The 23,163-nt window shown below is 43.8% G+C and carries 24 protein-coding genes, 1 pseudogene and 1 other annotated feature (1 of these 26 only partly in view); of the genes and pseudogenes, 5 read left to right on the top strand and 20 right to left on the bottom strand.

Features of this window, described 5'->3' with window-relative positions:
- Positions 1-870 precede the first annotated feature (870 nt).
- The 5 genes from ytpR to H540_RS0105450 form a co-directional block, all read right to left on the bottom strand.
- A complete protein-coding gene (gene ytpR, locus H540_RS0105470; RefSeq protein WP_028399775.1) occupies positions 871-1,485 on the bottom strand; it encodes a YtpR family tRNA-binding protein in 615 nt (204 codons plus the stop codon).
- Between the two features lie 5 nt (positions 1,486-1,490).
- Complete coding sequence (locus H540_RS0105465; RefSeq protein ID WP_028399774.1) at positions 1,491-2,297, bottom strand: DUF1444 domain-containing protein; 807 nt, start codon at positions 2,295-2,297, stop codon at positions 1,491-1,493.
- A 27-nt stretch (positions 2,298-2,324) separates the two neighbouring features.
- On the bottom strand, positions 2,325-2,639 hold the full coding sequence (locus H540_RS0105460) for a thioredoxin family protein (RefSeq protein WP_028399773.1): 315 nt from the start codon (positions 2,637-2,639) through the stop codon (positions 2,325-2,327).
- Between the two features lie 66 nt (positions 2,640-2,705).
- Positions 2,706-3,209, bottom strand: a complete 504-nt coding sequence (locus H540_RS0105455; RefSeq protein WP_028399772.1) for a DUF84 family protein — start codon at positions 3,207-3,209, stop codon at positions 2,706-2,708.
- Positions 3,210-3,452: 243 nt separating this feature from the next.
- A complete protein-coding gene (locus tag H540_RS0105450) occupies positions 3,453-4,526 on the bottom strand; it encodes a M42 family metallopeptidase (RefSeq protein WP_028399771.1) in 1,074 nt (357 codons plus the stop codon).
- Positions 4,527-4,684: 158 nt separating this feature from the next.
- Between H540_RS0105450 and H540_RS0105445 the strand changes: the two genes are divergently transcribed.
- A complete protein-coding gene (locus tag H540_RS0105445; RefSeq protein ID WP_028399770.1) occupies positions 4,685-4,996 on the top strand; it encodes a PepSY domain-containing protein in 312 nt (103 codons plus the stop codon).
- Positions 4,997-5,222: 226 nt separating this feature from the next.
- On the opposite strand, the gene H540_RS0105440 is transcribed toward H540_RS0105445, so the two are convergent.
- Together H540_RS0105440 and trmB are read right to left on the bottom strand one after the other, a co-directional pair.
- Positions 5,223-6,080: a YtnP family quorum-quenching lactonase gene (locus H540_RS0105440; RefSeq protein WP_028399769.1), complete on the bottom strand. Its 858-nt coding sequence runs from the start codon at positions 6,078-6,080 to the stop codon at positions 5,223-5,225.
- 221 nt (positions 6,081-6,301) lie between these two features.
- Positions 6,302-6,955, bottom strand: a complete 654-nt coding sequence (trmB, locus tag H540_RS0105435; protein WP_028399768.1) for a tRNA (guanosine(46)-N7)-methyltransferase TrmB — start codon at positions 6,953-6,955, stop codon at positions 6,302-6,304.
- 126 nt (positions 6,956-7,081) lie between these two features.
- Here trmB and H540_RS0105430 point away from each other — a divergent pair, with 126 nt between their 5' ends.
- Positions 7,082-7,360, top strand: coding sequence for a YtzH-like family protein (locus tag H540_RS0105430; protein ID WP_028399767.1), 279 nt, complete (start codon positions 7,082-7,084; stop codon positions 7,358-7,360).
- 2 nt (positions 7,361-7,362) lie between these two features.
- On the opposite strand, the gene H540_RS0105425 is transcribed toward H540_RS0105430, so the two are convergent.
- From H540_RS0105425 to pepV, 5 genes and pseudogenes are all read right to left on the bottom strand, one after another.
- A complete protein-coding gene (locus tag H540_RS0105425) occupies positions 7,363-8,145 on the bottom strand; it encodes a phosphotransferase family protein (RefSeq protein ID WP_028399766.1) in 783 nt (260 codons plus the stop codon).
- Between the two features lie 222 nt (positions 8,146-8,367).
- Positions 8,368-10,515: a type I pullulanase gene (gene pulA / locus H540_RS0105420; RefSeq protein WP_028399765.1), complete on the bottom strand. Its 2,148-nt coding sequence runs from the start codon at positions 10,513-10,515 to the stop codon at positions 8,368-8,370.
- 91 nt (positions 10,516-10,606) lie between these two features.
- Positions 10,607-11,140, bottom strand: a complete 534-nt coding sequence (gene thpR / locus H540_RS0105415; RefSeq protein ID WP_028399764.1) for an RNA 2',3'-cyclic phosphodiesterase — start codon at positions 11,138-11,140, stop codon at positions 10,607-10,609.
- Positions 11,140-11,529, bottom strand: a pseudogene (locus H540_RS32970) (hypothetical protein); the annotation flags it as partial. The gene thpR and the pseudogene H540_RS32970, both read right to left, overlap by 1 nt.
- Before the next feature lie 151 nt (positions 11,530-11,680).
- The gene (gene pepV / locus H540_RS0105405) at positions 11,681-13,078 is read right to left on the bottom strand and encodes a dipeptidase PepV (protein ID WP_028399762.1); all 1,398 of its coding nucleotides are present in this window, start codon (positions 13,076-13,078) and stop codon (positions 11,681-11,683) included.
- Between the two features lie 382 nt (positions 13,079-13,460).
- On the opposite strand from pepV, the gene H540_RS0105400 reads away from it, so the two are divergent.
- Positions 13,461-13,682 (top strand): DeoR family transcriptional regulator, encoded by a 222-nt coding sequence (locus H540_RS0105400; protein WP_028399761.1) that lies wholly within the window; start codon positions 13,461-13,463, stop codon positions 13,680-13,682.
- Between the two features lie 66 nt (positions 13,683-13,748).
- On the opposite strand, the gene H540_RS0105395 is transcribed toward H540_RS0105400, so the two are convergent.
- Together H540_RS0105395 and H540_RS0105390 are read right to left on the bottom strand one after the other, a co-directional pair.
- Complete coding sequence (locus H540_RS0105395) at positions 13,749-14,456, bottom strand: pseudouridine synthase (RefSeq protein ID WP_028399760.1); 708 nt, start codon at positions 14,454-14,456, stop codon at positions 13,749-13,751.
- Between the two features lie 39 nt (positions 14,457-14,495).
- The gene (locus tag H540_RS0105390) at positions 14,496-16,145 is read right to left on the bottom strand and encodes a putative polysaccharide biosynthesis protein (RefSeq protein ID WP_028399759.1); all 1,650 of its coding nucleotides are present in this window, start codon (positions 16,143-16,145) and stop codon (positions 14,496-14,498) included.
- A gap of 251 nt (positions 16,146-16,396) precedes the next feature.
- Here H540_RS0105390 and H540_RS0105385 point away from each other — a divergent pair, with 251 nt between their 5' ends.
- Positions 16,397-17,656 carry a BaiN/RdsA family NAD(P)/FAD-dependent oxidoreductase gene (locus tag H540_RS0105385; protein ID WP_028399758.1) on the top strand — a complete coding sequence of 420 codons (1,260 nt, stop codon included), beginning with the start codon at positions 16,397-16,399 and terminating at the stop codon, positions 17,654-17,656.
- Between the two features lie 28 nt (positions 17,657-17,684).
- On the opposite strand, the gene H540_RS0105380 is transcribed toward H540_RS0105385, so the two are convergent.
- From H540_RS0105380 to H540_RS0105360, 5 genes are all read right to left on the bottom strand, one after another.
- Positions 17,685-17,867, bottom strand: coding sequence for a sporulation protein Cse60 (locus H540_RS0105380; protein ID WP_028399757.1), 183 nt, complete (start codon positions 17,865-17,867; stop codon positions 17,685-17,687).
- A 1-nt stretch (position 17,868) separates the two neighbouring features.
- Complete coding sequence (locus H540_RS0105375) at positions 17,869-18,105, bottom strand: DUF2553 family protein (protein WP_028399756.1); 237 nt, start codon at positions 18,103-18,105, stop codon at positions 17,869-17,871.
- Positions 18,106-18,379: 274 nt separating this feature from the next.
- Positions 18,380-18,625 (bottom strand): hypothetical protein, encoded by a 246-nt coding sequence (locus H540_RS0105370; protein WP_028399755.1) that lies wholly within the window; start codon positions 18,623-18,625, stop codon positions 18,380-18,382.
- A 93-nt stretch (positions 18,626-18,718) separates the two neighbouring features.
- Entirely contained in the window at positions 18,719-18,928 is a 210-nt protein-coding gene (locus tag H540_RS0105365; protein ID WP_028399754.1) for a hypothetical protein, read from the bottom strand.
- Positions 18,929-19,004: 76 nt separating this feature from the next.
- Entirely contained in the window at positions 19,005-19,313 is a 309-nt protein-coding gene (locus H540_RS0105360) for a rhodanese-like domain-containing protein (protein WP_028399753.1), read from the bottom strand.
- A 193-nt stretch (positions 19,314-19,506) separates the two neighbouring features.
- Between H540_RS0105360 and H540_RS0105355 the strand changes: the two genes are divergently transcribed.
- On the top strand, positions 19,507-20,148 hold the full coding sequence (locus H540_RS0105355; RefSeq protein ID WP_028399752.1) for a hypothetical protein: 642 nt from the start codon (positions 19,507-19,509) through the stop codon (positions 20,146-20,148).
- A gap of 417 nt (positions 20,149-20,565) precedes the next feature.
- Here the strand turns inward: H540_RS0105355 and leuS are convergent, their stop codons facing one another.
- Positions 20,566-22,980, bottom strand: coding sequence for a leucine--tRNA ligase (gene leuS, locus H540_RS0105345; protein ID WP_028399751.1), 2,415 nt, complete (start codon positions 22,978-22,980; stop codon positions 20,566-20,568).
- A 61-nt stretch (positions 22,981-23,041) separates the two neighbouring features.
- Positions 23,042-23,163, bottom strand: a binding site (T-box leader) (it continues 94 nt past the right edge of the window).

The raw sequence follows: 23,163 nt of genomic DNA, 5'->3' as shown, positions 1-23,163 counted from the left end.
CCTCAAGAGGAGCGTCGAGAAAACCGTTCTTTACTAACCAAGCATCTACTACGGATAAGCTCTCTGAAGATAAAATAAGATCTGGCGCCGGCTCCTTTTTCCATAAATCTTCATTCGGACGGCTGTAGCCAAAAACAGGTGAAATCGTCTCTGTAAGACGAAACGGACCCCGATTCACTTGTTTTTCTTTTTTTTCTTTCGGTGATGGCGATTCTTGCTTCGGCTGAGCCGGTTTGAACACGACTGTGTCCTGTGATGGTTCACGTACTTGCATCGGCTTAGGATCTGGTTTTATCATTTTTGCAACCGGCATAGGCTGCGGCTGACTTTCTTTTGGCGGTTCTGCCTGCCGTTCTTTAAACGGGATCGGGGCAGGGCGGTTTACTTGCCTGTTATCAGGTATAACCGGAAAACGAAACTTGCCATTTGGATATGAATCAGACACTACTTTTTTGTTGTTTTTTTGCGCTTGATACTGTTCCGCTTCAAGAATAACGGAATCGTCTGCATCACTTTCCTCTTTCTTTAACAGCTTTTTCATCCAATCTAACATGCATTACCACTCTTTCTCCCCAATAGTAACACCCTTTATTGTAACAGCATTCGGCAAAAAGTGTAGAAAAAATTGCTCCCGCATCCCAACGAAAAGCGGAGCCGGCTCGTTCAGGCGCAGAACCAAAGGTTCCCTGCCCAGAAAGGCGCTTTTTGCCTTTATGCGGCGGGGGTTCTTTGGTGGCAGCGCCTTGCCGGTGGAGCTGGACATCAAAGAAAAGCGGAACCGGCTCGTTCAGGCAGAGCTGGATACGCCCCCGCTTTTATCTTTCTTAACACAGAACAAAAGCCGTCAGACTGAACTGACGGCTTTTGTTCTTAAAATACGAACGGTTTTCCTGTTTCGCTGCTTTCTTCCAATACTAGAATTCCTTTTTCCTGCGGAGCGTCCGGCAATTCCAGCTCACGTGCAGAGCAAATCATACCGGAAGACGGTACACCACGCAGCTCTGCAGGTTTAATAACAAGTCCGCTCGGCATCACTGCACCGATTTTCGCGACAACAACCTTTTGTCCTGCATCTACGTTCGGTGCACCGCAAACGATTTGCACTGTTTCTTCTCCTATATCCACTTGACAGATATTCAGCTTATCAGCATTCGGATGCTTCTCTTTTGACTTTACATACCCTACTACAAACTTTGGAGAGAAATCAGCTTGTACTTTTTCAATAAATCCATTCTTCTCCAATATAGTATTTATTTGAGCAACAAGCTCTTCTGTTAACGTTACAGTGCCTGTCTCTGCAATCTCTATATGTGAAGAAACGTTAAAGATGTTATAGCCCGCCGTCTCATTGCTTTCGCTGTCAAACACGCGAGCTGCATCTCCCTTTCGCTCAAATATACGGTTATCCAGGCTAATGTCCTGCATGGAGATAATGAGTGTATCCCCAATGCCTTCTCGATTGTAAAAAACGTTCACTGCTTTCATCCTTCCTACTTCTTTCGGTCTTGTTTTACACGATTTTTTCCTAGAATGAAAATCGGCTCCAGCTCTTTATTTTCATACATGAAGGAAAGCGATGTAATCGGCACGCGGCCTTCCGCAAAAAACTTCATTGTCATTTGCGCAATAATATCATAACCGATTTCATTGCGAATATCAGCAACAATCAGCACATCCTGATGAGGAACCGCCACTACCATATCACCTGTAATTTGCTGCTTCATCTCTTCCAAAAGAGAATCATCAAGAATGCGGCTTGCATCGTAGCCGTCGTTCGCATTAAAGAAATAGAAGATGTTTCCCGCCACTTCGTCCTTTTTCATTTTTCGTGAAAGAGAGCGAACGTTAAAAAGGGCCATCTCTTTCATTTGCTGCTCTTCCAAGCCCAGCTGTCCTAATAATCTCGTATCAATTAAACGATACGTTTTCTCTGAATCCAATGCATAATAAATACGCGTTTCTGCTGTATGCGAAGCAGTCACAAACGGATTTCCTTCCTCCTGCTCTGCTGGAAATGAAGCAGAGCGAATAACAGGAAAAATACGTGTTGTTTCTGCTTCTTCCTTATGCATAGCAAGCAGCGCCTCTTCTACGTAATAAACAATCTCTTCAATCGCTTTCTCTTTCTTCATTTCCCATTTGGCTATAATGCCAGGCAAAGCAACTGTAATTCCTTTTTTTGTTTCTTTATTTTCTACACGAAGCGTATCCTTTTCAGGGTCATGATGAAATGCCCATTCCGGACGATCAAGACGCTTCATGAGCTCGTCCTTCATTTTTTTGCTGTTCATTTTCATAGCAATCACTCCTTTCTTGGCGGAGTTTTATTGTAATCCTTCAATAAACGCCTCAATTTGCTCTTGTGTTTTTCTGTCCTTGTTTACGAAACGGCCGATTTCTTTCCCGTGGTCGAATGCAACGAAGCTTGGAATTCCGAATACGTCCATTTCTATGCATAAGTCAATAAATTTATCGCGGTCTACATAATAGAATGTGAACTCTTTATATTTCCCCTCTACTTCCGGCATAAACGGGTCGATAAAACGGCAATCCGGGCACCAGTCTGCTGAAAATAAGAAGATAACCTTTCCTTCTGTTTTTACCGCTTGCAATTGCTCCATGCTTTCCAGCTTTTTCATCATAACGTCCTCCTCCAAATTCGTGTCTGCAATCATTAAAACCTATAAACAAAGTGCGTGCAACAATTATGCTCCGTAGTATTTATACTGTCCCATTAACAGCTTTGCCACATGCGTGAACATTTCTTCACGATTGACATATCCGCTCGTAAAAATGCCGATTGCGCCTTCATTGCTGCGGATATCCTTTCGCTTTGTGTACGCGTCCATCACTTCGCTCAACTCTTGCCCTTGCTTCAGCGACTCTAAAAACTCATCTGGCAGCTTGATACGTGCGCCTCCTGCAAGAAGCGTTACACCGGAACGCGCGGCAAGCGCTCCCCAGTTGCATAAAAAAAGACCATGAGCCGTTTCCACCACACCGCCCTCAAGACCAATTGCGATGTCGGCTTCTGTTTCCTCTAGCGCTTTCCTTGCACGATTCACGGCGCCATTCATCGTTTCCTCATCGGAAAACGGCTGAGCTGCTACGCCCGATGGCACTGCTACAGGCAGCAGCTCTTCATCTGTCAGCACATTTCGAACAGCTCCGATCTTTGTTTTATTTAATGATCCAATCGCAACCTTCATCAGCATGCTCCCTTCAAAAAGAAAAGGCCCAAAAGGCCTTTTCTTTACCGTATTAAATATAAAAACTGAAGGCATGTCCAGCTCCTGCGCCTGAACGAGCCGGCTCCGCTTTTCTTTGATGTCTAGCTCCTCCGGCTAGGCGCTGCCACCAGAGAACCTCGCCCTCACAAAAGCAAAAAGCGCTTTTGAGGGGCGAGAACCTCTGGTTCTGCGCCTGAACGAGCCGGCTCCGCTTTTCTTTTGTTACGCGTTGTTTTTAATGGTTTTAAGCGTTGTATGGTCTGTTGCTTTTACAAGCTTGATCAATAATTCCTTTGCCGCTGCATAATCGTCCACATGCATGATAGAAGCATGCGTATGAATATAGCGGGCGCAAATGCCGATAACAGCAGATGGTACGCCGGAATTGCTTGTATGAACACGACCAGCATCTGTTCCGCCTTGTGATACAAAGTATTGATATGGAATCTTATGCGTTTCTGCCATGTCTAAAATAAATTCGCGCATTCCTCTGTGCGTGACCATAGAGCGGTCTAAAATGCGAAGCAATGTCCCTTTGCCAAGCTGGCCGAACTCGTTTTTATCACCGCCGGCATCGTTTGCCGGACTTGCATCAAGCGCGTAAAAAATATCGGGATTAATCATATTTGCTGCCGTTTGGGCCCCGCGAAGCCCGACTTCCTCTTGCACAGTGGCGCCAGAGTACAGGATATTCGGCACAGTTTCATCCTTCAATTCTTTGAGAAGTTCTACAGCCAGACCGCACCCATAGCGATTGTCCCATGCTTTTGCCATGATTTTCTTTTCATTTGCCATTGGTGTGAACGGACAAATCGGCACAATTTGATGCCCTGGCTTTACGCCAAGCTCAAGCGCATGGTCACGGGTGTCAGCGCCGATGTCAATCAGCATATTCTTCATATCCATCGGTCTTGCGCGCTGCTCATCGCTTAAATTATGAGGCGGAATAGAGCCAATTACACCGATAATCGGCCCCTTTTCTGTAATAACTTGTACACGCTGCGCAAGCAATACTTGATTCCACCAGCCTCCTAACGGCTGAAAACGCAGCATTCCGTTTTTGGTAATCTGCGTAACCATGAAGCCTACTTCATCCATATGGCCTGCGACCATAACTCGAGGGCCGTTTTCGTCTCCTTTTTTCACGCCAAAAATGCTGCCAAGACGATCTTGAATGATTTCATCGCTATACTTAGAAATCTCTTGCTTCATAAAACGGCGTACTTCATGCTCGAATCCTGATGCACCAGGCAATTCCGTTAAAGTACGAAACAGCTCTTTTGTTTCTTGATTCATGATAAAGCGCTCCTTTGTTTTTAAATTAATTTCCAAAGTATGTATAATATTTTTATTGTATCGAAATTTTGCAAATGTTGCTAGTTTCTTCTTTTTTCGCCTAAATTCGATTATACTTGAGTTGTTAGGGAATTTTGCGCAATTGAGGTGGAAGAATCATGAATTGGAAAAGTTTACTGCTTGGTGCAGGCTTAGGCTTTGCTGCGGGATATGCAGTCGCCAATAAACTGCAGCAGGGCAGTCATGTTCCTGCTGAAAAAGCATTGAAAATGGCAAAAGAATTGTTTGAAGACAAGGGTGAAATTACAGGATCCTGGATTCACATGGTACCAGAAGTACTGGAAAAATTCGACCTAACGTATGAAGTATATCGCGGAGGCGTGACTGCACTTGCAGACGGCGTACAAGAACGCTTTGAATTTTTAGCAGATGCGAAAACAGGCACTATTTTAGAGGTTACCCAGTCTTAAGAAAAACTTAGCACTATGCCCGTGCTGAATTCTTTTTCAGACGGGCATAGCGCGCCTGCTGAGTATGGTAACGGTCAAAGCCTTGACGGCCCTCTCCTGTATTTTTTGACTAAGCAAGCAGTTTTGTTCTTTTTTATGCCATAGAGACCATGATATTCAAAAGACGGAAAGTAATGGGAAGCATTGTCGGAAAATTTTATAATTTCATTTAATAAAAAGCTCCTTTTCACAGGAGCTTTTTGTTTTTTTCCCGCTCTATCTTTTCTATCATATTTCCTGTCTCGTCCCATTTCACGGCGCGATAATAAGAATCATGATAAAATGTAAACCATGCATTTTCCTTAATGCCCCAGTCAACCCATTCTTGCTTTTGATAAATGGATGTCATCGGATAATCATCATATGCCATAACCCATAACGGGTTTTGGTGAGCATGTGTGGGCATGATATCGCCCATATGAAGCAGCGTATCTTCTCTGTCCTTCACAATAATAATAGCATGGCCGTCACTATGTCCCCCTGTATGAACCATTCGCACTTGCTCCGTTACGTATAGCTCTTTGGCAAACGTGTGAACCTGGTGCTGAATCGGTTCCCAATTTTCTTTCCAATACGTATTGCGGGAACGAATATTCGGCTGACGCATTTCTTCCCATTCTGTTTTAGAAACATAAATTTTTGCATTCGGAAATGTTGGAACTAATGTATCTCCCGTCCATTTCGTAAGCCCGCTTGCATGATCGAAATGAAGATGCGTCATTAAAACAAAATGAATATCAGCTGGCGTAAGGCCTAATTCCGCAAGAGACGCTTCTATAGAGGATTCTTCTGTTACCCCTTGATTCCGCTTCATTTTTTCGTTCATTTTGCCGTTGCCGATACCGGAATCAATAAGCATATTGCCGCTTTTTGTTTGCAGTAAAATCGGGTCTGTACGCAGATGAATTTGATTCGTATCGTTATGCTCATATTTTCGCGACCAAAGCGCCTTTGGCACAACGCCAAACATCGCACCGCCATCTAAATGCGTGTTGCCGCCCCGAAGCCATGTTGCAGTAATTTCCCCAATATGTAACGTATCCATATTCTCCACTCCCCTTTTTAATGACCTTCTTATCCCTCTAACCGTAACCCCTAGCGCTTGCCCGATTGATTCAACTAAACATCATCGGAGAAAACCGCTCCGCTGATGAAGTTTCACCTTTATTTTATCACATATGAACCTCCCCCATTTACCGTTACACCATTCACACGCTTGAAGCCAGGGGATTCTCGCCTGATTTATGATAAAAAAAGCCTGCGCAATTATTGTGCAGGCTCGTTTTGGAACTTCGCTTCTACACGGTAGATACGATTTCCCTTTTGTGAAAATTTCTCTTCGTATTCTGTCATGATATTTCCTTCAAACTCGCTGTTATGAAGATCTAAGCTGATATATTTTAAAAGCGTGCCATATGCAGAAAAGCTGAGTAAAGAATACTCAAACAACCCTTGGTTATCTGTTTTAAAATGAACCTCTCCACCTTTTATAAGCACTTGCTCATAGTTTTGCAAAAATGACTTATATGTTAAACGGCGTTTTTCATGGCGAGCTTTTGGCCACGGATCAGAGAAATTCAAGTACACGCGGTCAATTTCAGCATCTGCGAAAAATACAGTTAAATCTTTCGCATCTTTGTTAATCAGCTTCAAATTCGGAACCTCTTCTTCAATAAGCTTCTCAAGCGCATCGACGATAACACTTGAAAATTTTTCAATTCCAATGTAGTTTACATCCGGGTTTGCTTTAGCCATTTCATAAATGAAGCGGCCGCGACCTGTTCCTACCTCAATATGAATCGGATGATCGTTTCCAAAAAGCATTTGCCATTTGCCGCGATGCTCTTCCGGATTTGAGACTACATAATGAGGATGATTATCGATTTTTTCAATTGCATATGGTTTATGTCTTAGGCGCATTCGTAAGTCCTCCCTTTCTATGGCAACAAAAAACCAAGTACCTCGTGCAGCACTCGGTTCAAGAATAAAATGTACAAAACTCACGGAAACTACAGAGTGAATATAGTAAAAAGGATGTGGATACAGATGCCTCTCAGTCACGAACATCAAGTGAGTATTTTAAAGGATATCTTAATAAACCATCAAAGCGATTGCTGCGGAACCGTTTCAGAATGCGAACAAATGGAGCGCCTGATTAAGTCTTTAATGGGAAATGACAGCGTAGATACCCAAATAAAAACAATGCTGAATGATGTATATTACTACAGTCAATCCGGCAAGTATTCTCCAGACTTGAATCAGCATATTTCCGATCATCAAGAACAAATTTCAAATTGGATTTCAGGAATGGACAGTTTTTCGTAAGATTATAGCAAGCTCTCTAAATAATTAAGCCAGTAATCCATCTCAAACTTCTTTTGTTTCGTCGTATACCATTGAAGCGATACGATGGATTGCGCAATAACATACCATTTCATGCGACGGAGCAAGGAATTTGTAAGTTCCATGCCGTAGCTGTGCAGCCACTCTTCCCATTCCTCTCTTGGAATGTACCAGTGGAGAAGCATGCCGATATCGAGTGCAGGATCTGCAATGACTGCTCCGTCCCAATCAATTAAGTACAATTGATTGTCCTCTGACAACAGCCAGTTATGATGATTGACATCGCAATGGCAAACCGCCGGACGATCGTATGCTACGCTATCCAACGATTCCTCCAAATAACGAAGCGCCCTTTGTACAGGCTCTTTCTGTATCACAGCTTGATCCAGCATCATGACAATTTGCTCCAAAAGCTCTTTTGCGCTGAGCGGTTTTTTTCCAAGCTTTTGAATCATTTGCAATAGTGCATCCGAAGTATGAATTTTCTTTAGAAGCAAAGCCACTCGCTCCGACTTCATATCCTCAGGCTCCAGCTTGCGCCCATTAAGCCATGCTTGCGCAGAAATGACATCGCCGCTGGCGACCCGTTTCGTCCACAGCAGCTTTGGGACAATCCCCTCAGCAGACAAAACCGCTAAAAAGGGAGATGAATTCCGCTTTAAAAATAGCCTGCGCTCTCCTTGCTCAGCAAAATACGCTTCGCCTGTCGCTCCGCCGGCCGGAATTATATTCCACTCTTCTCCTATTAAATGTTCCAACCATTCCATTCTGTTAACAGTTCCTTTTGTTGTTTTATCGAGAAGCTAAGTTCCTTATTCGGCACAAAGCCATTACTGTTCATCTTTCCATACACCTGTCATGATTTTATATAGATATAATACCACGTTTGTTTCCATTACAAAAAAGAGAGCTATTGTGGTGATAGTACCAAAATAGCTGCCTTTGTCAATTCTACCTTTATTCGATTCTGATAGTCAAGTAGGGAATCGTCACGTTTTCACCAAGACATGCGCACTAATTGGAGCAACTGGCAGCACTTCTATAAAAATAGAAGAAACAGGATGCAGCGAAGCACTTTGATGGTTAGCCAGAATATTCCATTCCCCCTTATCTGGAAGCGGAACGTATTCCTGCTGATTGCTATTGTTAAATAAAACAAGTACGTCCTTCCAAGGACCAAATGCTTCCACATGATGAAGATGACAGGCAATGACAGAGCCGGGCATCGGAAGAAACTTTACATGCTTTCGAATTAAGCTGGCAGACGGCAGACGAAACGCGCCGTGCGCTTTGCGAATGGATATGATTCCTTTTATATATGCAACATGCTCCTCGTTAGCCGCTTTTCTTGCCCAATCTATTTGATTAATATTATCCGGGGAATTATAGCTGTTCTCCACGCCCTGCTTTGTACGAAAAAACTCTTGACCGGCATGCAAAAACGGAATGCCTTGAGACAGCAATGTCATAACGGTCGCCAGCCGATGACGCTTCTTGCGAACTTCTTCCGCATCCTCTTTATTGCTTGCCCATAATTTATCCCACATTGTGGAATTGTCGTGAGATTCTACATAATTTATGCTTTGATTCGGCTCTAAAAATACACTGTTTTCATGTAATTGAAAAGAGATGCTTCCTGCTATGAGACGCTTTACAAACTCTAAATCTGTATTGTTTCCAAATGCGTAGCCGCGATCGTGGCTGCTGAAGGTGCTTCCCTTTATCCGATCGCGAAATGCATCATTGAACTGGGCAATGCGAGGCATTTTTCCAGCATTGCAAAGCGCAGCTTTTTTATCGCGCGGCAGCGGCGTATTCAAGTCCCATCCCTCTCCGAGAATGAGCACGTTTGATTTTACACTGTCAATTGCACGGCGAATCGTATTCATCGTTTCATAATCTAATATCCCCATTAAATCAAAACGGAATCCGTCAACGCTATACTCATTCAGCCAATAAAGAACGGAATCTAAAATAAACTTCCGAACCATTTTCCGCTCGGATGCCACATCATTGCCGACGCCCGTACCGTTTGACGGCATTCCATTTGCGTCGTGCCGAAAATAATAACCGGGAACAAGTTTTTCAAAGGACGATGTTTCACGTATATAGACATGGTTATATACAACATCCATAATGACACGAATGCCGCACTCATGAAGAGCGCGAATCATCCGTTTCAATTCTAAAATTCTGCTGTAGGGATTATCCGGATCTGTTGCATAGCTGCCTTCCGGGACATTGTAATGGAGCGGATTGTATCCCCAATTATAGCTATCTTGCGGAGCAAGTTCATCCACTCCCGCAAAATCATTGAATGGAAGCAGCTCTAAATGGGTAATACCAAGCTCCTGCAAATATGACAAACCTGTAGCTGTTCCAATCGGCCCCTTTGTCCGAGTCTCTGTAAGTCCTAAATATTTCCCCTTATATACCGCTCCACTTTCTGGATGAATCGTCATGTCACGAATATGCGCCTCATAAATAATGGCATCTGTAAAATTTTCAAAAGGCGGAAGTGTATATTGTTCCCGCTCTCTCGTTTTCTCCATATTAACAATGACGCTGTACTTTCCATTTGCAGAGATAGCTTTGGCGTACGGGTCAGCCGCTTCCCGCCAAACGAGATTAATGCAAACAAGAAACGTATACGATGCACCTTCACGGTTCCCCGGAATTTCTGTACACCAAACGCCGTTTCGCTCTCTATTCATCTGAAAATCTGTATATCGGCCATTTTTCTCGTAAATACGCACTTTTGCTAAGGAAGCGGTCGGCGCCCACACTTTACACGTGCTGGATTCCGGCTTGTACGCTGCACCTAAATCATCACCATCGTAATAATAAGCTTCATCAAATTCCTTCGTGCGAATAACAGCACCAATTTGTAAATCAGTCTCACGGTTCTGCTCATCAATGACCATATACGTATGTCCAAGTTCCAGATACCCTTTTATGCGGCATTCGTATTTTGTAAACTGCGGGAGCTGTACCGTATTTATGACTTCAAGCTCCCATTCTTCTTCGCGATGCTTCAAACGAAAACGGCGAGAGCTGCCATATGCTTTAGGAAGCAAAATGGTAATCCAGTCCATTCCGTCTAAATACGCTTCAAATACGCGGTCGACCTTAAGCATTGCTAGTTCACCATCCTCTAGTCTGCAGTCGCTTATTTGAGCTGTTCATAGCAGTATATTCATTGTTTCAGAAAACGGTTTCATTAATACATCACAACAGAGGCACTTTATATATTTCCTCATACTTTGGAACCCGTTCTACATGCGTTTTGTATAGCACGATGCTTTGAACAGAAAAAGAAATAGGTTTCCATAACTCTGACGGCTCATCGAACGAGCGGTCAGAGCGCCAGCGCCGAGCCAGCGTAATATGAGGACGATAAGGACGCTTCTCTAAAGAGAAGCCTAGTGCCTCGCACATATCATGAACATTGCTTTGCAGCGCCGACAGTTCAGACGGGTGCGTTACATCTGCCCATAAAATGCGGGGACGTTCCGGTACACCGAATGTTTGCAGCCCTTTTAATGAAAGCGAAAAACCAGGATGAGTCATCCGCTCCATCTCTTTTTGCAAAGAAGAAAGCACTGCATCAGCGCTTCCCAAAAACGCAAGCGTAATATGATAATCATCTTGATGCACCCAAGATTGGAACGGCAGTACTGACTCAGCATGCTCTCTCCATTCCGCTAAAGCTTCTTTTACAAAAGCCGGCAGCGGAACCGCAATAAAATAATTCGTCTGCATTATGTGCTCTCCTCCTGAAATAATTCTCCACGCTTTCGCGGCTGAAGCATGAACAAAATAACTCCCCCGAACGTGAGGGCTGAAAAGAAAAGATATACGTTCTGCACGCCGAAGCGATCCATTAGAATACCGCCCAAGAACGTACAAAACCATGTTCCAAAGCCCCCGCCTGCTGTTGCATATAATGCTACTGCTGTAGACTGCATAGAAGCAGGAGACAATTCTCGTACGTATTGAAGGGCAGCCGGAATAAATAATCCGATTGACATAATATTTCCGATTTGAACACCAGAAAGATGTACATATTCTTTCAAATATACCCCTAATAACGGAAATAATGCCCCGATTCCAAAGAAAACAGAAAAATAAAATGCGCGAAACGTTGCGTCTGCTGTTCTTTCCTCTCGCTGTAACGCTGCTTCCCTCTAGCTCTCCCCCTCCAAAAAGCAAAAAGAAGCCCGCTCCTCAAAGAAGAGCGGTTTCCTTTATGTTGCTTCACTCCATTCATCGCAGAAGAAAACATGCCTGCTGATGAAATATTTATTTTGCCAACTCATAAATCGCTTGCGCGTAAATGGCAGTGGCTTTCAATAAATCTTCAATCTCAATATACTCATCTTTTTGATGAGCAAGTTCTTCTTTTCCAGGAAATAAAGGGCCGAACGCCACACCGGCTTTCAGAGAGCGGGCATACGTGCCGCCTCCAATAGAAAGAAGTGTTGCCTCTTCACCCGTTTGCTCTTCGTATACACGCTGCAGCGTACGAATCAACACATGATCCTTATCCACATGGTGCGGACGTGAATCTGACATGTCCTTCATGCAGAAGCCGTGTGCACCTGCGCTTTGCTCAAGAGCAGCCAGCGTTTCTTGTAAATTCGTCGTGACCGGATAACGGATATTCAGGCCCAGCTTTCCGCCTTCTGCTTCTGTATAGGATAAAAGACCGACATTGACTGTCAAATCTCCTGTAATATCATCGTTATACTGTATGCCTAAATTCTTTCCTCTAGTATCATTCTCAAAGGATTGTATCGTGAATTCTACAAATGCGGCACCTGCTGCGTCCAGCTTTTCATGTTTCAGAAATGCCGCCAAGCAGAGTCCGGCATTCTCGCCTTTTTCCGGTGTGGAGCCATGCGCTGAAATGCCTCTTAGCTCCAATACGGCCATTTCTCCTTCAACAGAAACCTTTCCCTCGCGATCCTGCACATAGCGCTCAAACCGTTTGGCAATTTCTTGCGCGTCCTTTGACTGGACAACGGCTTTCGCAACATCCGGCACCATATTCAAACGTCTTCCGGATGTGAGCTCTTTGAGGATTGTTTCTCCGTCTGCTGCTTTTGCCTCTTGGGTTAAATACAGGTTGCAAATCCCTTTCTCCGCATTGATGATCGGGAAGTCGGCATCCGGCGCAAAGCCCATCGTCGGCATTTCTTCATGCGCGAAATAATGGTCTACGCAGCGCCATTGGCTTTCTTCATCCGTTCCTAAAATCATACGAACGCGTTTGTTAAGCGGAAGGTCAAGCTCTTTTACAATTTTCATCGCATAATAAGCAGCCATCGTCGGCCCCTTATCATCAATGGCACCGCGGGCATAAATATTGCCGTTTCTGATTTCAGCACTGTACGGATCGCTTGTCCAGCCGGCTCCTTCAGGCACTACGTCCACGTGGCATAAAATACCGAGAAGTTCTTCGCCTTTTCCCATTTCCAGATGTCCAGCATAGCCCTCAAGATTTTTAGACGTAAAGCCGTCTTGCTCTCCCTTTTCCAGCATAAACGCTAATGCCTTTGCAATCCCTTCGCCAAACGGCGCGCCGTCACTTTTCTCTTCTTCTTTTAACATGCTTTTAATGCGCAAAAATTGCTGCGTATCTGCAATTAAAGCTTCTTTTCGTTTTTCTACTTCTTGCATCCAATTTATATTTTTCATTGTTTCACCTGCTTTACTATATCGCTCCTTCCATCATAACAAACCATTCTCACTTCCGCCAACCGGCATCAGCAAATTTAAATTTACGAACATTCAATTTCAGTACCAATAATAAAATTTGTGTTTTACCGAAAAATTTTTCGACATAATGCAGGATTTTGACATTTTTCGTAGAAAAACATAAACTAGTAACTAAGAGATAAAAAAATCATAATCGTCCTCGTTTTTTTGAAAATGTACTTTTACAATTGTTGTCTACTTGTTAATTTTCTGTTAAAAGTCCGCAAAATAATGCATGAATTTTCTGGAGTGGAGTACAATGAAAGTGAAAAGGCCTTCTTTCCCTGTTGGGTCAACAAAAAACTCTTGGAGGAGTGGTTTTTTGAAATTGACAACCTCTCGTATGCTAACACGGATTAAGTCGATTTATATGTTTATCAATGAAAAGGGCATTGTTACAACACAAGACCTCGTGGATGAATTCGGCATTACGCCAAGAACAATCCAGCGGGACTTGAATGTGCTGCAATTCAATGAATTGGTTTGCAGTCCGGCTCGCGGAAAATGGACAACAACAGGAAAAAGAGTACGGCTTTCGTCATAACAAATATAACATCTTTATATACATACCCCTTTCTTCCGTAAGAAAGGGGTTTATTTTTGCTGTAATTCATCCCTTCAGCAATTCCAGTTCTTCATCCGTTAGTTCGCGATATTGCCCAAGCTCCAGCTCCTCATCTAGCTTGAGCGGTCCCATTTCTGTTCTCTTTAAATAAATGACCTTCTTGCCGACAGCCTCAAACATGCGTTTCACTTGATGAAACTTGCCTTCTGTAATCACCAGCTCAATTTCCGAAATATCACCCTCATGCAAAATCGTCAGTTCACCAGGCTTTGTTTCATAACCATCATCCAGAATGACACCCTTTTTGAACGCTTCTGCATCCGCTTCTGTCACGCGTCCCTCTACCTTTGCATAATACTTTTTCGGCACATGCTTTTTCGGTGACAGCAGCTGATGAGCAAGCTGACCGTCATTTGTTAACAGGAGAAATCCTTCCGTATCTTTATCAAGCCTTCCAACCGGAAATGGTTCAAAAATAACATCTTCCTCTTCAAGCAGGTCAATTACTGTTTCATGTACATCATCTTCCGTTGCTGAAATTACACCCGGCGGCTTGTTCATCATTAAATATACAAATTCCTTATATTCCACTACATCTCCGTAAACTGTTACTTCTTCCTCGGCTACGTTCACGTGGAACTTCGCATCCTTTACCGGCATACCGTCTACTTTCACGGCTCCGTCCTTCAAAAGCTTCTTTACTTCTTTTCGGCTGCCGTAGCCCATATTCGCCAATAATTTATCGATTCTCATATTTTCCACCTTCTTTATGTATAGAGAAAGGGGCTATACTTAAGCCCCTTTCGTTCGTATTTTTAACTTCCTTCCAAACTTCGCTTTTAGTTTACCCAAAAACTCTTCGCCGAACATGCGCTGCATTACGCCAGTACGAATTGCGAGGAATCCGTACACGAGCGCTCCGATGGAAGCAGTAATCACTACTGCAGCGATTGCTTGCCAACGATTCTCTGTATAAGCCAATACAGGAGTTAATCCCCAAAGCAAAATCTTAACGACAATGGCCATAACAGCGGTAAGAATCACAACTTGGAATGCACGCTTATAAACGAGGGCAAAGCTGAAATTCGCATGCTTCTTAATCTGCAAATTCGTGTACCAAACAGAAACCGCAAATCCGATACCTGTTCCAAGTACTGCTCCAATCGTTTCAAAGTAACGAATAAGCACAAGGTTGCATATCACCTTTAGTACAACTCCAATGCCAAGTCCGATAATCGCATGCTTTTGCTGGTTGATCCCCTGCAGAACTGCGCCTGTTACGGAAAATAAAGCAAACAGCATCGCGACAGGAGCATACCACATAAGAATCTGTCCGCCCAGCTTATCCGGCTCATAAAAAGCTGTATAAATCGGATATGCAAGCACCGAAATCCCGACAACTGCCGGCAGCGTTAAAAAGACATTAAGCTGAAACGTTTGCGAGATTTGACGATGCAATACTCCTTGCTTATCTTCTGTAAACGATTTTGTAATAGCGGGTACAAGAGTTAAGCTGAACGCAGTCGCAAGCGACACCGGAATCATGATGAGCTTATGCGTCCACATCGTAAAAATGCCGAGTGCGTGCTCTGCGATATCTCCCTTTCCAACTGCTTCCATTGCTTTGTTAAACGTAAGCGTGTCAATTTGCTGATACAAAGGAATCGTCAGTCCAACTACAACGTATGGTAAAGCATACGCAAACAGTTCTTTGAACAGCTGCGGCGTACTTACATCTGCCGGCTTTATCTTTTGATTTGAAAGCAACTCATCAAGATGGAGTTTGCGCTTAAACCAATACCAAATCAGCACTGCCAAGGCACCGATCGCCGATACAAACGCAGCAAACGTAGAAACGCCGACTGCTGTTGCAACCGAACCCTTCAATACTTTAATTACGATATAACTTCCGGCTAACAATACGATAACGCGAATAATCTGTTCAATAATTTGTGAGACAGTGGTCGGTCCCATGGACTGGTGACCTTGGAAAAAGCCTCGAATCAAGCTGGCCGCCGGTACGACAAGCAGCGCGAAGCTGACAAGACGGATAATCATCGTTACTTCTCCCACACTGTTCTCAAGCTGCTTGTTGCCAAGCATTGCTTCCGCAAATAACGGTGCTGTCGCATACAGTACGATAAACGAAAGCATACCCATAAAAATCATGAGTTTCATGCCCGAACGGAACATGCGTCTGCTCGTCTCATAATCTCCTAAAGCATTATACTTGGAAACAAATTTGGAAACCGCAAGAGGCACTCCCGCCGTCGCAATGCTCAAGAAAATGGTATACGGCACATAACCGTATGTGTACAACGTTCCGCCATTTGTACCGACAAGCGCATGAAACGGAAAAACATAAATCATGCCGAGAAACTTCACCAGAAAGGTCCCGAATGTCACAATGAGCGTACCGCGTATAAACTTAGAATCAGACATAAAAAAGCCTCCAAACAATTGGAATCTAACCTTTGTATTGTATCACAAAACATCAGTGAAGGATAAATTCATACAAAAAAAGCCGCATTTATGGACGGCTTGTAATATAACCATTTTCTTGAAACAAACGATACGTTCGTTCGATTGTTTAAATGGATTATTAATTATATAAGTGTGCAAATGATTGGCAGTTTTTCTTTTTTTCTAATTCGTGCTATTCTTTTCTACAGTACAAAAGCAAGGGTGATAACATGAATTATGATGTAATTGTAATCGGGGGCGGCCCGTCCGGATTGATGGCTGCCATCGGAGCAGCTGAAGGCGGCGCAAAAGTTCTTCTTCTTGATAAAGGAGATAAGCTCGGCCGCAAGCTGGCGATTTCCGGCGGAGGCCGCTGCAACGTAACAAACCGCCTTCCGGTTGATGAAATTGTCAAGCATATTCCAGGGAACGGCCGCTTCTTATATAGTGCCTTTTCCGTCTTTAATAATGAAGATATTATTCGCTTTTTTGAGAAGTTGGGCGTACAGCTGAAAGAAGAAGACCACGGCCGCATGTTCCCTGTTTCGGACAAAGCACAATCCGTTGTAGATGCACTGCTTCGCAGATTGCAGGAGCTGCGAGTGCATATAAGAGTAAATACACCGGTAAAAACGGTAGAATACGAAAATGGGCAAACATCGGCTGTTATTCTGCAAAACGGGGAAGTGCTGCCGACAAAGCATGTGGTAATTGCAGTAGGCGGCAAGTCCGTGCCTCACACTGGCTCGACAGGAGATGGATACGCTTGGGCTGAAAAAGCAGGGCATACCATTACAGAGTTGTTTCCGACAGAGGTTCCCATCACTTCAAACGAACCGTTTATCCGTGACCGCATTCTTCAAGGCTTAGCTCTGCGCGGTGCGGCTTTAAGTGTTGTAGACCCAAAAGGAAAAATAGTGAAAACGCATATGATGGATATGCTGTTCACTCATTTTGGAATTTCAGGCCCGGCGGCGCTTCGCTGCAGCCAATATGTAATCAAAACGATGAAAAAGTTTAAAACAAATACGGTTCATGTCCGTATTGACGCTCTGCCCGCTCAAAAAGAAGAGCCATTATTTCAAGAGATTGTAAAACAAATTAAGGATGAGCCGAAAAAAGGGCTGAAAAACGTGCTCAAAGGCTATGCCCCGGAACGTTATCTCCTGTTCTTGCTTGAGAAAAACGATATCGATGCGAGCCAGGCAGCCGGACAAACAGCAAATGATAAGATTCGTGCATTTGTCCAAGACTTAAAGGGCTTCACCTTCACCGTAAACGGGACGCAGCCGCTTGAGAAGGCATTCGTGACAGGAGGAGGCGTATCCGTAAAAGAAATTCACCCGAAGGAAATGGCTTCAAAGCTTATGAAAGGCTTGTACTTCTGCGGAGAAATTCTGGACATTCACGGTTATACAGGAGGCTATAACATCACAGCCGCTCTTGTTACAGGAAGAATCGCAGGTACGACTGCAGCACAAAACGTATAATTAAAATAAAAGAGAGCCTAACATCTTGTTAGGCTCTATATACAATCATCGCTGAAAAGCAATAAATTTGATTTTCTTCATCATTATTAGAAACTGCCACTTGATATTTTATATCAATCACCCTATTGTCTTCTATTTTTTTTAGAAAACCATTGATAGATTCTTCTAAATCTTTTTCATGGGTTTCATCAAACACCTTAACGCGTATCATATTAGCACCATCCCAAATCACAGCCGGAAACTGATGGATCGATATCTCTTCGCGTATCAATAAGACGGTAAAACCTTCCATTTTCATGTACATATCCTTCTTCAAGTTCGTACTTCTTTTCTGCTGCATGCACGTAGAATTTACCTATAATAAACTTATTTGAATACAACTCCAAATACTCTTCCTTAAACTTTGCGATTACCTTTTCGGTAATATCTATTTTTAAAGTCCTGCCCATTCATGCCCCTCCCTTCATGAATGTCTTATTTGATTTATTTTATTAGACGTAAAAAAATTTATGATTACTCCAATAAATTTAACAAATAAGAAAAGCGAAGCCGGCTCGTTTAGGCGGAGGTTCTTAGGTGGCAGCGAATTGCCGGCGGAGCTATATATGAGTGAATGATAATTTCGACATGTTCATGTGCTATGTATAACCAAAAGGGAATATTGTATGCTTCTTCTCTCTTGTATAATTCCATCTAAAAAAAGCCAGCTTCTTGCTGACTCCTTTACAAATTTGTTCCGCTTATATCCTCTGCCGTTGCTTCCTCAATCGTTTGCCCTGTGTTCGCTTCATTTGCACCTGTATCCTGTGTTTGGAAGACTCTTCTTCCATTTACAAAATCGGCAACAACAGGACCTGTCGCACCGTTATTGGATTTTGATGCTTTCATCGGCATTTCGCTGATGCTGTCTGCAAAGCTGATCGTGCCGAAATTATTTACGACAATGAACTTTTTAATGCAAATCGACATTGCTCTCAGACCTTTCTTCTTGTCATCCTTTATATATATGCGTGATGTACGAGAAGGGTTCGATTCACTATTGACTCCTCCCTCTGCTTAAAACTACAAATCGATCGAAGCTTCACTTTCTGTTGACATTGGTTCTATAGCTGCTTCACCCGTTCTTTTTCCATTTAAAATCACCGCTTTATTTGCGCCGCCCGATCCGTTTCGCTCTTTTGATACGGAAAATGGAGATAAGTTATGGCGGTTGCCGAGGTTGGTTTGTCCCCGGTTGTTAACGATCTTTATTTTTCGACTAATAGGAGCCATAATCCGCCTTCTTTCCTTTTCGCTCCTACTACTATATGCACATAAGGAAAAACGTGAAACGAAAATCGTTTCACGTTTATTTCACTTCGCCTGCATAAGACGTCATGCCGCCGACCATATTCACAGCTTTATAGCCTTTCTCATTTAAATATAGGCATACATGCTCACTGCGCACACCTGACTTGCAGATAAAGATATATTCATTTTCTTTATCGAAAACTTCCAGCTTGCTTGGGATATCTCCCATTTTAATATGAACAGCCTCGGGAATCTTGCCGTAATATTCAATCTCCTCGTCTTCTCGTACATCTACAAGAAATAATGTTTCTCCATTTTCTAATCTTTCCTGTACCTCTTCCGGCGTAATTGTTTGAAGCTCAAACATTCTCGATTTCCCCTCTCTACATTCACTCTTCACACTATTTTAGCAACGCGCGAAGCAGAAAGCAAAAAAGAAAACATCGCGTTTCCGATGGATTTCTTTGGAAAAACATACTAAATCCACAAAAAAGACACAGAAGATGGACAGACTAAGAACGCAAGCAACCTCTTGCCATTTTAACGTAAGGAGTGGGACTATGCAGTGGAAATTCATTATCACATCGCTCGGCATGACAATCCTTGCCGTCAGCGGTATTTCATCAGTATCGGCGGCCGAACCAGCTGTATCAGCGCAACAGAAGAGCTCGCTTATCAAGAACGAAACATTGCAGCAGCTGGAAGCACAAGAGAAACAGCTGCACCAACAGCTGCACCGGCAAAGAGAAACGAATCGAAAGCTTTGGATTGAAAAATCCGATTTGACAAAGGAGGAAAAGACGAAACTCGAAGCTCTGCATACCGACATGCAAAAGCTGCGTGAAAAAGCACAAGCTCTTCACCAAGAAATGAAAGCAGCCAAGCAGCAAAAGGATGAAGCCAAAACGGCCGATCTGAAAAAACAGCTGGCATCGCTTCGAGATGAGATGAAGACAAAGCATAAAGAAATGAGAAAATCTGTAAAACCGCTGAAAATTAAGCGGGATGAGTCCAATCCGATAATGAAAAATAAACGTCAAACACATCACGAGCTGCACAAATTGTATCGGCAAAAAAGAGAACTGCGCCAATCCGTGAAGGAAGAGAACATGGCTCAGCTGATTGAACTCGAAAAACAGATCATTGAAAAGCAGAGGCAGCTTCTCGAACAGGCAAAACAGCTGGAGCAGCAGCTAAAATAAAAAAGAACGATCCCGTGGAATTCAAGATCGTTCTATTGCACAGCTTACTTTTCTTTTCCTTGCTTCTTGCTTTGGCGCTGTTTTCCTTCAGAGAAATTAGACGAATCATCGAAGTTCGGCTGCTTTTGACCGCCGTTGTTGCTTCTGCCTTTGCCTTTGCTCATGCGAAACCCTCCTTGTTGTGAAGTCGTTTCTATTTTGCGCAGACTAAAGCCTTTCTATGAGAAAATGGCCCCCTTCATTGGGAGCCATTTTTTAGTTGCAAGAAAGCAGAAGCTTTTAGATATATTCAGCTTCATTGTCCAGCTCCGCCGGCTAGGCACTCCCGCCTAAGAACCTCCGCCACAAAAAGGCAAAAAACGCCTTTGAGGGGGAAGAACCTCTGCCTCCACATCTGAACAGTCGGCTCCGCTTTTCTTAGTTAGCAACAATATTAACAAGCTTGCCCGGTACCGCAATTACTTTGCGAACCGTTTTGCCTTCAATTTGCACCTTTACTTGTTCATCTGTAAGAGCCAATTGCTCCATTTGCTCTCTTGTCGCATCTTTCGCCACAAGAAGCTTTGCTTTCACTTTGCCGTTAATTTGCACAACGATTTCGATTTCGTCTTCTACGAGCTTCGACTCATCATAAGCCGGCCAAGCTTCATATGTCACTGTTTCGCTGTGGCCAAGCTTGCTCCAAAGCTCTTCCGCGATGTGCGGCGCAATTGGAGACAATAGCTTCACAAAGCCTTCTACGTACTCCTGCGGAAGCGTTTCTGCTTTGTACGCGTCGTTGATGAATACCATCATTTGTGAAATCGCCGTGTTGAAGCGGATTCCTTCATAGTCCTCCGTAACCTTCTTCACTGTTTGATGGTATACCTTATCAAGCCCTTTGTTTGGCTCTTTTGTAATCTTTTCGCTTAGCTCGCCGTTTTCTTGCACGAATAAACGCCATACGCGGTCCAAGAAGCGGCGCGCTCCGTCAAGGCCTGTTTCAGACCAAGCGATAGACGCTTCAAGCGGCCCCATAAACATTTCATATAAGCGAAGCGTATCTGCTCCGTGGCTTGCCACGATATCATCAGGATTTACAACGTTGCCTTTGGATTTACTCATTTTTTCGTTGTTGGCGCCTAAAATCATACCTTGGTTGAACAATTTTTGGAACGGTTCTTTTGTCGGCACTACGCCCAAGTCGTACAAGAATTTATGCCAAAAGCGCGCATATAACAAGTGAAGAACAGCATGCTCCGCGCCGCCGATGTAAATATCAACCGGAAGCCACTGCTTTAACTTCTCAGGGTCAGCCAGCTTTTCGCTGTTATGCGGATCGATATAACGCAAATAGTACCAGCAGCTTCCGCCCCATTGCGGCATAGTGTTCGTTTCGCGGCGGCCTTTTTTTCCAGTCGCAAGGTCCGTTACACTTACCCAATCCGCGACATTTGCAAGCGGAGATTCGCCTGTACCAGATGGACGGATATCATCAGTCTTCGGCAGAACTAATGGAAGCTCTTCTTCCGGAACAGCTGTCATTGTTCCATCTTCCCAATGAATAACTGGAATCGGTTCGCCCCAATAACGCTGACGGCTGAATAGCCAGTCGCGAAGACGATATGTGACCTTTTTCTCCCCAGCTTTGCTTAATTCAAGCCATTCAATCATTTTCTCAATCGCTTCTTCTTTATTCAAACCGTTCAAGAAAGCAGAGTTCACATGCTTGCCGTCTCCTGTGTAAGCTTCCTTGGAAACATCGCCGCCTGCCACTACTTCTGTAATCGGCAATTCGAATTTCTTCGCGAACTCATAATCGCGCTCATCGTGCGCCGGCACTGCCATGATTGCTCCTGTACCGTAGCTCGCAAGCACATAATCCGCGATCCAGATCGGCATTTTTTCGCCATTTACCGGGTTAATCGCATAAGCGCCTGTAAATACGCCTGTTTTATCCTTTGCCAAATCTGTACGCTCAAGATCGCTCTTTGTCTTCACTTGATCTAAGTATGCTTCCACCGCTGCCTTTTGCTCAGGTGTCGTAATCTTTTCCACAAGCGCATGCTCAGGAGCCAACACTGAATAAGTTGCACCGAACAATGTGTCAGGACGAGTTGTGAACACTGTATAAGTTTCATCTATACCATCTACTTTGAAGTGAACCTCCGCACCCTCGGAACGTCCGATCCAGTTGCGCTGCATTTCCTTCAAGCTTTCCGGCCAGTCAAGCTCCTCTAAATCTTCCAGTAAGCGGTCTGCGTATGCAGTGATTTTCAACACCCACTGCTTCATCGGACGGCGCTCTACCGGGTGACCCCCGCGCTCGCTCTTGCCGTCGATTACCTCTTCGTTCGCCAATACCGTGCCAAGCGCCGGACACCAGTTTACTGCTACCTCATCAACATATGCCAAACCTTTTTCGTACAGCTTCAAGAAAATCCATTGCGTCCATTTGTAATAACCAGGATGAGTCGTATTCACTTCGCGATCCCAGTCGTAAGAAAAGCCAAGAGCCTTAATTTGGCTGCGGAATGTATTGATGTTTTTCTCTGTAAACTCCGCTGGGTCATTTCCTGTATCTAAAGCGTATTGCTCTGCAGGAAGACCGAACGCATCCCAACCCATTGGATGAAGCACGTTATAGCCCTGCATGCGCTTCATACGCGATAAAATATCAGTCGCTGTATATCCTTCCGGGTGTCCTACGTGAAGACCCGCACCGGACGGATAAGGAAACATGTCTAATGCGTAAAATTTCGGTTTGTCTTTATCTTCGGTCGTACGGAATGTCTTATGCTCTTCCCAATACGCCTGCCACTTTTTCTCGATTTCATTATGATTGTAGCTCACGAAATACCCTCCATTCTTATATATCTGTCACGGAAAATGCAAAAAAACCCCTCATCCCTGTGTAAGGGACGAGAGGTTGTAGATTCCCGCGGTACCACCCTAGTTAATGCTTTCACATTCGCTTAAAATCCGTAACGTGGACGAAACGGCAATCGCTACTGTCAATTCACGATCGCAACTCCA

Origin of the sequence: Ectobacillus panaciterrae DSM 19096 (assembly GCF_000430785.1) — a bacterium.
Taxonomy (GTDB): Bacteria; Bacillota; Bacilli; order Bacillales; family Bacillaceae_G; genus Ectobacillus; species Ectobacillus panaciterrae.
The sequence above is the reverse complement of the archived record's forward strand: the minus strand, read 5'-3'. Positions and strand labels throughout refer to the sequence as shown.

What these genes read in the sequence shown, in the direction of transcription:
- H540_RS0105360 (WP_028399753.1), bottom strand. Translation starts at nt 19,313, where the DNA reads ATGTTTGAGCTTCAAACAATTACGCCGGAAGAGGTACAGGAAAGATTA.
- trmB (WP_028399768.1), bottom strand. Translation starts at nt 6,955, where the DNA reads ATGCGCCTAAGACATAAACCATATGCAATTGAAAAAATCGATAATCAT.
- H540_RS0105375 (WP_028399756.1), bottom strand. Translation starts at nt 18,105, where the DNA reads ATGGGCAGGACTTTAAAAATAGATATTACCGAAAAGGTAATCGCAAAG.
- ytpR (WP_028399775.1), bottom strand. Translation starts at nt 1,485, where the DNA reads ATGAAAGCAGTGAACGTTTTTTACAATCGAGAAGGCATTGGGGATACA.
- H540_RS0105385 (WP_028399758.1), top strand. Translation starts at nt 16,397, where the DNA reads ATGAATTATGATGTAATTGTAATCGGGGGCGGCCCGTCCGGATTGATG.
- thpR (WP_028399764.1), bottom strand. Translation starts at nt 11,140, where the DNA reads ATGCAGACGAATTATTTTATTGCGGTTCCGCTGCCGGCTTTTGTAAAA.
- pepV (WP_028399762.1), bottom strand. Translation starts at nt 13,078, where the DNA reads ATGAAAAATATAAATTGGATGCAAGAAGTAGAAAAACGAAAAGAAGCT.
- H540_RS0105440 (WP_028399769.1), bottom strand. Translation starts at nt 6,080, where the DNA reads ATGGATACGTTACATATTGGGGAAATTACTGCAACATGGCTTCGGGGC.
- H540_RS0105450 (WP_028399771.1), bottom strand. Translation starts at nt 4,526, where the DNA reads ATGAATCAAGAAACAAAAGAGCTGTTTCGTACTTTAACGGAATTGCCT.
- H540_RS0105425 (WP_028399766.1), bottom strand. Translation starts at nt 8,145, where the DNA reads ATGGAATGGTTGGAACATTTAATAGGAGAAGAGTGGAATATAATTCCG.
- H540_RS0105395 (WP_028399760.1), bottom strand. Translation starts at nt 14,456, where the DNA reads ATGAGAATCGATAAATTATTGGCGAATATGGGCTACGGCAGCCGAAAA.
- H540_RS0105390 (WP_028399759.1), bottom strand. Translation starts at nt 16,145, where the DNA reads ATGTCTGATTCTAAGTTTATACGCGGTACGCTCATTGTGACATTCGGG.
- H540_RS0105355 (WP_028399752.1), top strand. Translation starts at nt 19,507, where the DNA reads ATGCAGTGGAAATTCATTATCACATCGCTCGGCATGACAATCCTTGCC.
- H540_RS0105370 (WP_028399755.1), bottom strand. Translation starts at nt 18,625, where the DNA reads ATGTCGATTTGCATTAAAAAGTTCATTGTCGTAAATAATTTCGGCACG.
- H540_RS0105365 (WP_028399754.1), bottom strand. Translation starts at nt 18,928, where the DNA reads ATGGCTCCTATTAGTCGAAAAATAAAGATCGTTAACAACCGGGGACAA.
- H540_RS0105460 (WP_028399773.1), bottom strand. Translation starts at nt 2,639, where the DNA reads ATGAAAAAGCTGGAAAGCATGGAGCAATTGCAAGCGGTAAAAACAGAA.
- H540_RS0105455 (WP_028399772.1), bottom strand. Translation starts at nt 3,209, where the DNA reads ATGAAGGTTGCGATTGGATCATTAAATAAAACAAAGATCGGAGCTGTT.
- H540_RS0105380 (WP_028399757.1), bottom strand. Translation starts at nt 17,867, where the DNA reads ATGATACGCGTTAAGGTGTTTGATGAAACCCATGAAAAAGATTTAGAA.
- pulA (WP_028399765.1), bottom strand. Translation starts at nt 10,515, where the DNA reads ATGCTTAAGGTCGACCGCGTATTTGAAGCGTATTTAGACGGAATGGAC.
- H540_RS0105465 (WP_028399774.1), bottom strand. Translation starts at nt 2,297, where the DNA reads ATGAAAATGAACAGCAAAAAAATGAAGGACGAGCTCATGAAGCGTCTT.
- H540_RS0105445 (WP_028399770.1), top strand. Translation starts at nt 4,685, where the DNA reads ATGAATTGGAAAAGTTTACTGCTTGGTGCAGGCTTAGGCTTTGCTGCG.
- H540_RS0105430 (WP_028399767.1), top strand. Translation starts at nt 7,082, where the DNA reads ATGCCTCTCAGTCACGAACATCAAGTGAGTATTTTAAAGGATATCTTA.